The sequence below is a fragment of the uncultured Chitinophaga sp. genome (assembly GCF_937898475.1).
Taxonomy (GTDB): Bacteria; Bacteroidota; Bacteroidia; order Chitinophagales; family Chitinophagaceae; genus Chitinophaga.
The window spans coordinates 46,927-59,473 of the sequence record NZ_CALEJS010000040.1 but is presented as its reverse complement, the minus strand read 5'-3'; the positions used below and the strand labels follow the sequence as shown (position 1 = coordinate 59,473).

Annotated in this window: 8 protein-coding genes; all 8 read left to right on the top strand. The window is 49.7% G+C overall.

The window, feature by feature from the left end:
• Positions 1-69 precede the first annotated feature (69 nt).
• The 8 genes from Q0577_RS23465 to Q0577_RS23430 all read left to right on the top strand — a co-directional run bounded on the left by Q0577_RS23465 (position 70) and on the right by Q0577_RS23430 (position 12,496).
• The gene (locus Q0577_RS23465; RefSeq protein ID WP_298740657.1) at positions 70-1,431 is read left to right on the top strand and encodes a M28 family metallopeptidase; all 1,362 of its coding nucleotides are present in this window, start codon (positions 70-72) and stop codon (positions 1,429-1,431) included.
• Positions 1,432-1,490: 59 nt separating this feature from the next.
• Positions 1,491-4,835: a VCBS repeat-containing protein gene (locus Q0577_RS23460; protein WP_298740655.1), complete on the top strand. Its 3,345-nt coding sequence runs from the start codon at positions 1,491-1,493 to the stop codon at positions 4,833-4,835.
• A 160-nt stretch (positions 4,836-4,995) separates the two neighbouring features.
• Positions 4,996-6,090 carry a DUF4856 domain-containing protein gene (locus Q0577_RS23455; protein ID WP_298740653.1) on the top strand — a complete coding sequence of 365 codons (1,095 nt, stop codon included), beginning with the start codon at positions 4,996-4,998 and terminating at the stop codon, positions 6,088-6,090.
• 101 nt (positions 6,091-6,191) lie between these two features.
• Positions 6,192-7,289, top strand: coding sequence for an imelysin family protein (locus tag Q0577_RS23450; protein WP_298740651.1), 1,098 nt, complete (start codon positions 6,192-6,194; stop codon positions 7,287-7,289).
• Positions 7,279-8,613, top strand: a complete 1,335-nt coding sequence (locus Q0577_RS23445) for an HTTM domain-containing protein (RefSeq protein WP_298740650.1) — start codon at positions 7,279-7,281, stop codon at positions 8,611-8,613. The genes Q0577_RS23450 and Q0577_RS23445 overlap by 11 nt, the downstream gene beginning before the upstream one ends.
• On the top strand, positions 8,606-11,008 hold the full coding sequence (locus Q0577_RS23440; protein ID WP_298740648.1) for a TonB-dependent receptor: 2,403 nt from the start codon (positions 8,606-8,608) through the stop codon (positions 11,006-11,008). The genes Q0577_RS23445 and Q0577_RS23440 overlap by 8 nt, the downstream gene beginning before the upstream one ends.
• A gap of 151 nt (positions 11,009-11,159) precedes the next feature.
• Positions 11,160-11,942, top strand: a complete 783-nt coding sequence (locus Q0577_RS23435) for a thioredoxin family protein (RefSeq protein WP_298740646.1) — start codon at positions 11,160-11,162, stop codon at positions 11,940-11,942.
• A 119-nt stretch (positions 11,943-12,061) separates the two neighbouring features.
• A complete protein-coding gene (locus Q0577_RS23430) occupies positions 12,062-12,496 on the top strand; it encodes an organic hydroperoxide resistance protein (RefSeq protein ID WP_298740644.1) in 435 nt (144 codons plus the stop codon).
• Positions 12,497-12,547 lie beyond the last annotated feature (51 nt).

Sequence of the window (12,547 nt, the reverse complement as noted above, 5' to 3'; positions counted from 1 at the left end):
GTATTAATCCGGAAAAATTAAGCGCAGTTCAATATTTTGCATACTTCAATCTCAAAATAAGTGGATCTTATGAAGAAATGCCTTGCTATTGCACTGCTTATGTCCGGCGCTACGCTTGCCCATGCCCAGTTACCCGCCCTTATTCAACGCGACCCGGAGATTGCCGGAATGGTGCAGGAAGTATCTCCCGACTCCTTAAAATCATATATTGAAACCCTGGTAGCCTTTGATACCCGTCACACCCTCAGCACACAGAAAGATCCTAAAAAAGGTATCGGCGCCGCGCGGGAATGGGTAGCCGCTAAATTCAGGCAATTTGCCCTCAGGTCCAATGGACGTATGACCGCTTTCGTAGATACCATCACCTATCTGCCGGATGGCAGAAGGGTAGATGTACCGGTCAACCTGGGTAATGCCATGGCTATCCTCAAAGGCACAGACCCTGACGATAAAAGGATCTTTCTCATTACAGGCCACCTGGACAGCCGCGTAACCGATGTATCCAACAGAACATCCACCGCCCCCGGCGCCAATGATGATGCCAGCGGTTGCGCCGCCGTTATTGAATGCGCAAGGGTAATGAGCAGCCATGCCTTCCCGGCTACGGTGATCTTTGTTACCGTAAGCGGTGAAGAGCAGGGCCTGCTGGGCGCTCGTTTCCTGGCCAACAAAGCCAGGGATCAGCACTGGGAACTGGAAGCAGTTTTCAACAACGATATAGTAGGCAGCAATAACAGCAACGAAACGAATATTATCAACAACACCCAGATCCGGGTATTCAGCGAAGGCTTGCCCGCCTACAGGCTGGATTCCGTAGCCAATATGATCCGGCAGCAGGGCCTGGAAAATGATGGTAAGGCCAGGCAGCTGGCCCGCTACGTAAAAGAAACCGGTGAACGTTATGTAGACAACCTGCAGGTGGTAATGATCTACCGGAACGACCGCTTCCTGCGCGGCGGCGATCATTCCCCCTTCGTAGAAAATGGCTTTGCAGCAGTAAGGCTCACCGAAATGAATGAGAACTTCTACCACCAGCACCAGGACCTGAGAACGGAGAATGGCACTGAATACGGAGACCTGGTTAAATTTATGGACTTTGAATACCTGCGCAAGAACACGGCCCTCAACCTGGCCAACCTGGCCAACCTGGCCAAGGCGCCCTCCATGCCCCGGGAGGTAACAATAGAGGTAGCAGGACTGGGCAACTCCACCACCCTGCACTGGAAAGCGCCGCTGCATGGAAAAATAAAAGGTTATTATGTGCTGCTCCGCGAGTCTGCCAACGCATACTGGCAGAAAAAGTTCTTTACCACAGCAGATTCCATGAAACTGCCCTATTCAAAAGATAACTATTTCTTTGCAGTGCAGGCAGTAGGCACAGATGGCAACGAAAGCCTGCCGGTAGTGCCCAAAGTGGCCGGACGCCGCTAAGCGCTTTGCTTTTTCATATAACATTGTAACTTTGGCTGGATTCCCCCAGCTACAGATACATGATAAAGCATTACTGGTCTTTCATATTGTTCGGCTGCTTCGCCTTTTCCTGCAAACAGGATAAAAAGGAAATACGTTTTTCAGCCGTGCCGCAGGCACAATCAGCCATTACTTTCCAGAATACCATACAGGAAACGGAGCAGCTGAACGTTATGAACTACGAGTACATGTACAACGGTGGCGGGGTGGCCATAGGTGATCTGAATGGCGACAGCCTGCCCGATATCTACTTCACCGGTAACATGGTGCCCGATCAGTTATACCTCAACCAGGGCAATCTTTCTTTTAAAAACATTACAGCAGCCGCAGGCATCCAAAACCACAAAGGCTGGAAAACCGGCGTAACCATGGCAGACGTGAATGCAGACGGACTGCTGGATATTTACGTTTGCTACTCCGGTAACACACCCCTGGAAGAAAGGCACAACCAGCTGTTCATTAACCAGGGCATACAACTGGGCGTGCCGGTGTTTAAAGAGATGGCCGCTGCCTACGGACTGGATGGCAAAGGATCCAACAGTACACAGGCCGCTTTCTTTGACTATGATCGTGATGGAGACCTGGACATGTTCCTGCTCAATCACGCTACCATGTTCTACAACCCCTTTTATAACACAGAAAAACTCCGCACGCTCCGCCATCCTTATTTTGGCAATAAACTGTATCGTAACGACAGCATGCATTTTACCGATGTGAGCGAAGCAGCAGGCATAAAAGGAGGCGGTATTAACTTTGGCCTGGGCATTGCCATCAGTGATATGAACAATGACGGCTGGCCCGATATCTACGTTACCAACGACTACGAAGAGCAGGACTTCCTGTACCTCAACAACCACGATGGCACCTTCAACGGCGAAGCAATAAAAGCATCCATCGCCCATATCTCCCGGAACGGGATGGGGGTGGATATTGCCGACTATAACAATGACGGCCTGCAGGATATTATTGTACTCGATATGCTGCCGGAAGACAATTACCGCCAGAAAATGCTGCGCGGTCCTGATGATTATGATAAGTACCACCTGCTGGTTGACAATGGCTATTATCACCAGAACATGCGCAACACCTTACAGCTGAACAACGGCATTACCCCATCCGGGATACCGGTATACAGCGAAATAGGACAGCTGGCAGGCGTTTCCAATACAGACTGGAGCTGGGCGCCGTTAATGGCAGACTATGATAACGACGGACTGAAAGACCTGTTCATCACCAACGGTATCCTCCGTGATTTTACGGACATGGATTTCATGAAGTACAAAGTAGCCGATGCAAGAAGACAACAGGGCGCCCACCTGCAAACGGCAGCACTCGTAAAGCAGATGCCCTCTTTGAAAACCAGCAACTACATGTACCGCAACAAGGGCGATCTTACCTTTACTGATGTTACAAAAGACTGGGGACTGCAGGTTCCTTCTGTTAACAGCGGCGCCGCCTATGCAGACCTTGATAATGACGGCGATGTAGACCTGGTAGTAAATGCCATGAACGAGCCTTCCCTTATCTGGGAAAATCATACCAGCAATGCAGCACAACAACACTACGTTACCATTGCACTCAAAGGCAGGCAGCCAAACACGTATGCCATCGGGGCAAAAGTGCGTGTAAAAACAGCATCCGGCATACAATGCAGTGAGCTGTACCCCGCACGGGGCTTTCAATCTGCGGTAGATCCGCGCCTGCATTTCGGCCTGGGTAGTGATACCATCATAGAACAGCTGACGGTGCAATGGGCCGATGGTCATACCACTGCCTATCATCACATCCGGCCAGACCGCATTTTTACAATAGATGAAACGCAAGCCGCACCTGATACTGCCAGCGCACCGATGCTTACTGCCACCCCTTTATTCAAAGACATTACAGCGGAATCAGGGCTCAGTTTTGTACAGCAGGAGAACCAGGTAGTAGATTTCAAGTACCAACCGCTGTTGCCTTACCAGTTGTCCTGCCAGGGGCCCCAGTTAAGTAAGGGTGATGTAAATGGCGATGGCCTCGATGATGTGTTTATCGGTGCCCCACGCGGAAAGTCGTCTGCACTCTTCCTGCAAACGGCCGCCGGCGCTTTTATCAAAAGCCCTTCACAACCCTGGTCACAGGATTCCTTATGCGAAACGATCGGCTCCTGTTTCTTTGATGCAGACCAGGATGGCGACCTGGATCTTTATGCAGTGAGCGGCGGTAATGAAATATATACCAACCCGCAACAGCTGGAAGACCGCCTCTACCTGAATGATGGTAAGGGAAAATTTGAAAAGGCAGCAGGTGTATTGCCGGAGTTTAAAGACAGCCGCTCCTGTGTAATAGCAGCTGATTTTGACAAAGACGGTGATGCCGATCTTTTTATCGGCGGCCGCCTGCAGCCACAGGCCTTTCCCCTGGCAGCGTCCAGTTATATCCTGCGGAACGATACCAGGAACGGGCAGGTGAAATTCACCGATGTAACGGCACAGGTAGCGCCTGAACTGCGTAACCCGGGGATGGTGACCAGCGCCGTGTGGACAGATATAAATAAAGACAGCTGGCCGGATCTGATGATCGCAGGAGAATGGATGCCCGTAAAATTGTTCCTGAACAAGCAGGGCCGCTTCACTGATGTATCCCAGGCCGCCGGCCTCTCCGCAACAGGCGGCCTGTGGCAGAAGATCATCGCAGATGATATAGATGGCGATGGCGATACGGATTTTGTGCTCGGTAACCTGGCCCCCAATACACAGTTAAAGGCAAGCGTGCAGGAGCCGATGTGCATGTACATAAACGACTTTAACATGGATGGTGTAGCAGACCCGCTTATCTGTTACTACATACAAGGTAAAAGCTATCCCTATCCCTCCCGTGATGAGCTGCTGGAGCAGCTTGTTATGCTGCGCAAAAAGTATGTGCACTACAGCGATTATGCCAACACTACCATCGAAGATATTTTCCCGCCCGAAGTACTGAAGAAAAGTAAGGTGCTGCAGGTGCAGCAGCTCCGTAATGTAGTACTGATCAATGATGGTAAGGAGCATTTCAGTCTGCGTGAACTACCCGTAGCCGCGCAGTTTTCCGCCGTGTTTGGCATCCTCTCTGCCGATTTTGACAACGATGGAAAAAAAGACTTGTTACTGGCTGGAAACTTTTACCCCTTCCGTGTGCAGCTGGGCAGGGAAGATGCCTCAAAAGGTTTATTGCTCAAGGGCGATGGTAAGGGCGGTTTCACCCCGCAGAACTACCACAACACCGGCCTGCTGATAGACGGAGACGTAAGAGACCTGGTGATGCCGGGTACCAACGCTAACCAAAAACTGATTATTGCCGCAAAAAGTAATGGGGCCGCCCAGGTAGTGTCGTTTTTAAATCATTAATTCTCAAGATATTTAATTTGGTAACCCCTTCTTTTTCCGTTTTTGATCGATAAATTTCCGGATTTGATCGATACTTGATAGGAAATCTCTATTCCTTTGCTTTCGAATTAAACAGGCGCCGTCCTGTAAAAATTACCACTATCTAAATCTTTCTGTCACAGTGAAAAATTTACTTCCTGCAAATCTCGCGGCACTGGCATTATCTGGTGCTATTATTATGTCTTCCTGCTCTAAGGATGATAAAAACGAAACTCCGCAATACAACGTACCTTCCACCTATTCATTCGATAATGTAGACTACAGCAGTGCTACCATCCGGGTAAATATGATGGTAAAGCTGGACGCCTACATGAAGAAAGGCACAACGGTAAAGCTGAAGCAGGACACTGTTAACTTCATGTTCAACAACACCGGTAATCCCTTTGGTGATGCTGCGCTGGATGCTTCAGGCCTGAACCTGGCAGAAAAGACTGCCGATGCGGTGATTTTCAAAGGCTATATGGACAGCGTAGTGGTAGCCAGCCAGCGGAATGATGTACAGGCTGCTGAAGGCGCTTCCGGCTACATTCCCCGTGGTACAGGCAAGATCATCGTAGGTGCAAATGGCAATGAATATGGCCAGGCCGCATTAAAAGGTATGATGGGAGGCTTGTTCTTTAAAGAAGCCATGACCATCTTAAGCAAGATCCCCCAGGACGATAACAACACCGTTGTTCCGGGCCAGGGTACTGCCATGCAGCACCATTGGGACGAGGCCTTTGGCTACCTCGCTGTCCCTGCAGATTACGATTCATCCAGAACATATACATCCGCAGATGCCAACAGACCTTTACTCTGGGGCGGCTACCTTGCTGAAAGAGGAAAGGCAATACAGGCTGGCGGCATCCTCTTCGAAGCCTTCCGTAAAGGACGCGCGGCTATCGGCGCTAAAGATTATGCCGTACGCGATGAGGCAATTAAAACCATTCAGCGCACCTGGGAAAGACTGGCCGCCGCCGCTGCACTGGCTTACGTAACGCAGCCGCAGGGCTCCGCCAATATCGGTAACCTGGGCGCCCAGTTCCATGCGTTGTCTGAAGGACATGGTTTCATCGCCTCACTTAAATACAGGGCTGCCGGCAGTAAATTATCAGATGCAGATTACCAGAAACTGGTAACGATCATGAACACCAGCTTTTACACACTGGTGAATGAATCCGGGTTCAAAAGCCTGAACGAAGCAAAAGACATTCTAACGAAAACCTATAGTCTCTAAACACCAACTGCAAACCCTCCAAGGGTTTCAAACCCCTTGAAGGGTTGAACAGCATGCTCCTGGTAAAGCAACCGGGAGCGTGCTGTTGAACGTATTAAAACATGAATAAATCTACCATGATGAGGAAGCAGATATTATTAGTAGCATTGCTGGCAGGATTGATCGCCACCATATGCTACGCTTGCAGTAAAGGCGGCGGATCATCCGATCCCCAGCCGGATAATGGCTTTGACAAAGCCGCTATGCTGACCAATTACGCAGATAACCTGGTCATACCCGGGTATACTGCCATGCAATCAAAAGTGCAGGACCTGGACGCAGACATTGGTACATTCCTGGCTACGCCAACAGATGCAGGCCTGCAGTCTGCCAAAGCCGCGCTTAAAGAAGCGTACCTCCAGTTTGAAAGGATAGCTGTGAACCAGTACGGCCCTGCAGAAACATACCTCCTGGTTAACTTCCTCAATACTTTCCCAGCCGATACCACCAAGATAAATGCCAACATACAATCCGGTTCCTACGATTTTACCAGCGCCGGAACGGTAGACCAGCAGGGATTATCTGCGCTGGACTACCTCCTCGCTGAAACCGGCGCCCTGCAGCAATTCACCGGCGGTAATGCGGCCGCACGTAAAAAATATACGCAGGATATTGTGGCCCGTATCAAAAGCCTGGTGGATAAAACCCTGGCAGACTGGAAGAATACCTACCGTGCGCAGTTTGTAAGTAACACCCGCACAGATGTAGGTAGTCCCATAGGTTACCTGGTAAACCAGTTTGCTTATGAAATGGACCAGCTGAAAGGCCCACGTATTGGCTGGCCCTTTGGCAAACAATCCGGCGGTACTGTGTTTGCCGATAAATGTGAGGCTTATTACTCCGGCATCTCCAAAGCGTTGGCAATAGAGAATCTGAGCAGCTTGCGTAAAAGTTATACCGGAGGTGATGGTAAAGGGATAGACGATTACCTGGTATCCCTGAAAAAAGAGCAGCTCAATGCAGATGTGCTGAAACAGTTTGATGTAACGCTGGCAAAACTGAATGCAATACCAGATCCCTTGTCTGCCGCTTTTACGGCTAATAAAGATCTTGTTGATGCCGCATACAAAGAAGTACAGCTCCTGCTTACCCTGATTAAAACAGACGTAGCTTCTGCCACCGGCGTACGGATCACCTACCAGGATAGTGATGGGGATTAATATACAACGTCCGGTTCACATTGCGCCGCTGGTTACCTTCCGGGTCGCCTTCGGCGCAATGATGTTGTTGAGCATTATCCGTTTCTGGGTAAACGGATGGATCACCTCATTATATGTAACACCGCGCTTTTATTTTCCGCTGCAGGGACTGAACTGGGTGCGGCCGCTGGGTGCAGCAGGTATGCACATCCTTTTTATCGTAATGGCATTGGCGGCCCTGCTGATCATGCTGGGTTGTTGCTACCGGGCGGCAGCCGTTATTTTTTTCCTGGCATTCACTTATGTGGAGCTGATCGATATCACCAACTATCTCAATCACTATTATTTCATCAGCATTATCAGCTTCCTCTTAATCTGGGTTCCTGCCAATGCTTATTACTCGCTGGATACCAGGTGGGGCCTGGCTGCTGAAAGAACACGGGTCCCTGCCTGGACAATAGGCATCTTCCGCCTGCAACTCTTGCTGGTGTATTTCTTTGCGGGGCTCGCAAAGCTGAATTATGACTGGTTGCTGGAAGCGCAGCCTATGAAGATCTGGTTACCCGCAAAAAGCCATCTGCCGCTGATTGGCCCGCTGATGTACAAAGAATGGGTAGCCTATTTTTTCAGCTGGTTTGGCGCCTGCTATGATCTTTTCATTGCCTTTTTCCTGCTGAACCGGAGAACAAGAACCGTGGCCTATTGCTTTGTGGTGGCTTTTCACCTGGCAACTGCTTTATTCTTTCCGGGCATCGGCATGTTCCCCTATGTAATGATCGTAAGCAGCCTTATCTTTTTCAGCAGCGATTTTCACCTGCGTTTACTACGCTACCTGCCGTTCTTCAAAAACAAACAGGGCACAACCTATACCTATCCGCCTGTGGTGGCTAAGTTGCTGATGGCAATGCTCTGCCTCCATTTTATCATACAGTTGCTGCTGCCTTTCAGGTATCTGCTGTATCCCGGCCGCCTGTTCTGGACAGAAGAAGGCTTTCGCTTTTCCTGGCGGGTAATGCTGATGGAAAAATCAGGCAATATATTTTTCTATGTTAAAGAACCGGCCACCGGTAAAACATATGAAGTCAATAACAGGGAGTTCCTTACACCACTGCAGGATAAAATGATGAGCACACAGCCGGATATGATATTGCAGTATGCACATCACCTGGCGGCCGTCTATGCGGCACGCGGTGTACGTGAACCGGAAGTATATGTAGAAAGCTATGTAGCCTTAAATGGCAAAAGGTCCCGCTTGTATATTGATTCAACTGTGAACCTTGCGGCCCAGCATTTCAGCTGGCGCCACTATCAATGGATTTTACCTTATAAAGAGAAACATGAGTAAAATGAGCATGTGGGTATGCCTGACAGGCATGCTGTTGTTTGCTGTTGTTGCTGATGCACAGCAATTGTCCCTTGGCGGCCGTATTCAGCTGAATGGCGCCGCCGTAGAAGGCGCCGCCCTTAAACTTACGCCAGGCGCACTAAAAACAACCAGTGATGAAAACGGTAACTTCAGCTTCTCCGGCCTTGTGCCCGGTAATTATGAACTGACCATACAAAGGGTAGGGGCAGAGGAATACAGGAAACGCGTAATATTGCAGTCTGAAAGCCTGCAGCTGACGATCAGCCTCACACCTGCAAAGAACACCCAGCTGGATGATATCGTTGTATATGCTGCCAGCGAACAGGGCGCCGGTAAGCTGAGGCAGGTGGAAGGCACCGCTATATACGCCGGTAAAAAAACCGAAGTAGTTAACATTGCCAATATTAACGCCAACCTGGCTACCAATAACCCACGCCAGGTGTATGGCCGTATCGTCGGACTGAACATCTGGGAATACGACGGCGGCGGTCTGCAATTAGGCATTGGTGGCCGCGGATTAAACCCCAGCCGGGTATCTAACTTCAACACCCGCCAGAACGGGTATGATATCAGTGCAGATGCGCTGGGCTATCCCGAAAGCTATTATACACCTCCCACGGAGGCTATTGAACGTATAGAAGTAGTGCGCGGCGCCGCCAGCCTGCAATACGGCACCCAGTTTGGCGGACTGGTAAACTTCCAGTTAAAGAAAGGGCCTGCCAATAAACCCTTTGAGCTGGTAAGCCGGCAAACCGGTGGCTCGTTTGGTTTCTTTAATTCATTTAACAGTGCAGGCGGTACCGTTGGTAAGCTCAATTATTACACCTACTTCCAGTATAAACAGGCAGACAGCTGGCGCCCCAACAGCCATTTTAAACAGCAAACCGCTTACATCCACCTGGACTACCCCATTACTGATAAGCTGAAAATAACCGGTGAGTATACTTTTATGCACTACCTGGCGCAGCAACCCGGAGGGTTAACAGATGAGGACTTTGAAAAGGATCCGGCAATGTCTGTCAGAAGCAGGAACTGGTTTAAAGTGAACTGGAACCTCTATAACATCACGCTCGACTACCAGCTGAGCCCCGGCACAAAGCTCAACTGGCGCAGCTATGCCCTACGTGCAGAAAGGGAGGCACTGGGCATCCTGAACTATATCAACCGTCCAGATCCCGGCGGTGCGCGTGATCTCCTGGCAGATAAGTACCGGAACTATGGCTCAGAATTAAGGCTGCTGCATCAGTACACACTGTTCAAAGGCCAGACCAGCTCCCTGCTTTCCGGCGTACGGGTATATAAAGGACTTACCTACCGCGACCAGGGTAGCGCGGATGATGGTGCCGGTGCAGATTTTGTGTTCAATCCAAAAGAGCCGGATGCGTCTTCCTATAAATTCCCCGGCACCAACATCGCTGCGTTTACGGAGAACATCTTCCAGCTTACAGACAGATGGAGCATTACACCCGGTGTACGCTTCGAATATATCTCCACGAAATCAGATGGCTATTACTACCAGGTCATGCGCTTTGTGCCGAATGTAAAAGTGCCCGAGCAAAAAGAGAACAACCGCTCATTCGTGCTGTTTGGCATTGGAACATCTTACCAGTTTAAGAGCGGGATAGAGCTCTATGCCAACATCTCGCAGAACTACCGTTCCATCAACTTCAACGATCTGCGTGTGTTGAATGATAATGCGAAAGTAGACTCTCTGCTGAAAGATGAAACGGGCTTTACAGCTGATGGCGGCGTAAGGGGAAAGCTGCATGACTGGTTATACTTTGATGCGAGTGTTTTCCTGCTCCGGTATAACGACCGCATTGGTTCTATCTACACCAAAGACCAGGACAACCTGGTGTATCGCCTGCGTACCAATGTGGCGGACAGCCGCAATATCGGTTTTGAAAGCATGGTAGAAGCAGACCTGTTAAAGCTTTTGTCTGAAGGCAGGTCGCAGCATCGCCTATCAGTTTATACCAATGTTGCGTTGATAGACGCCCGCTATATCAATACAGAGGAAACGGCCATAAAAGATAAGCTGGTAGAATATGTGCCACCGGTATTGATAAGAACCGGTGTATCATTCGGTAATAAACAGTATAACATTACGTACCAGTATTCTTATGTAGGCAGACAGTATTCAGATGCTACCAATGCAGTGTCTACGCCCACTGCCGTAGATGGGGTGGTGCCTGCTTACCAGGTAATGGACCTGAGCCTCAGCTACCAGTGGAAATGCTTTGGCATTTTTGGCAGCATCAACAACCTTGCTAACAGTAAGTACTTTACAAGAAGGGCCGACGGCTATCCCGGGCCCGGTATCATTCCATCTGACAGAAGGGGCTATTATGTTACCCTGCAGGTAAAAATATAACATAAGGGCTGACCCAATGCAGGCAGCGCTCGTACTTCCCGATTCAGGAAATGCCGGGTTCAGGTGGCTATTTGCCGGGTTAACCCCATAGTACTTAATTCCCCGCGCAGACCCTGCATATATTTGTATCATAAATCAAAAACACCAGGGTATGAGAACATTGACGATTATAGCCGGTTTGGCAGCTGTGCTGCTTGTATCGGCTGCATTTGTAAATAAGCGTAACGAAAGAGCCATGAAAAATCTGAAAACAGCAGGGAACGACAACGGCTTTGCAGTAGTAGAGCTGTTCACTTCAGAAGGTTGCTCCAGCTGTCCGCCTGCAGACAGGTTCTTTGAAACGCTTCAACGGGATAATGCGAACAAACAGCTTTTCCTCCTGGCCTTTCATGTAGATTACTGGGATCACCAGGGTTGGAAAGACCGCTTCAGCGATGCGGCGTATTCAAACAGACAGGCGCAGTATGCGCAATGGATGAACCTTCGAACCATATACACACCGCAGGTGGTAGTGAATGGTGCATCTGAACATGTAGGTTCCAATACGGGCGCCATCCTGCAGGCTATTACTGCCGGGTTGGAAGAGCAGGCCAGCGGTACCTTAACATTACATGCACAGCAGGAAGGTAACAAGCTGGCGGTAACCTACCAGCAAAGCGGTAATGCTGCTGATGCAGAGCTGGTTTTGGCCCTGGTACAACGGGCTACACAAAGCAATGTAAAGGCAGGTGAAAATGCAGGCAGGAAATTAACTCATGTGCAGGTAGTACGGCGTATGGTGCATTTCCCGCTCAGCGCCGCTAAAAAGAACAGCCACATTCAATTGCCGGATGATTTTAGTGACAATGGTTGGGAACTCATCGGCTTTGTACAGGATAATGCCAGCGGCCATATTACTGCTGCCGCCAGAACAGGTTTCCAGTCTGCTGATTGAGCCCCCGAATTGCCTGGTTCAGCTGTTACTTTGCCGGGCTGCCTGTTGGGCGCTTGCCCTGAGGCTGATAGCAGGTGTAATTTTGACACACAATTTGTAAAACAAAAAAAACATAGTATATGTCACAAGTAATCAATGCAACCAACACAAGTAAGGTTATCTACACAGCTAAAACACACACCACCGGTGGCAGGGATGGCCAGTCCAGCAGCTCAGACGGCCGCCTGGATATTAAGCTTACCACTCCCGGGGCACATGGCAACGGCACCAATCCCGAACAGCTTTTTGCTGCCGGCTGGTCAGCCTGTTTTATTGGTGCAATAGGTATTGCTGCGGCCCAAAGCAAAGTAAAGCTGCCTGCTGATCTGGCGGTTGATACAGAGATAGATCTCAACGCCGGTGATACCGGTTACTTTCTCCGCGCCCGTCTCAACGTCAGCCTTCCGGGCCTGGATCCCCAGGTGGCCCGCAACCTGGTAGATACGGCACATCAGACATGTCCGTATTCAAAAGCTACCAGGGGCAATATTGATGTTACCATTAACCTGGTATAAACAGGCACCGCAAGAATTTTAGGTATAATAGGCCAGTGTTCCTACATTTGA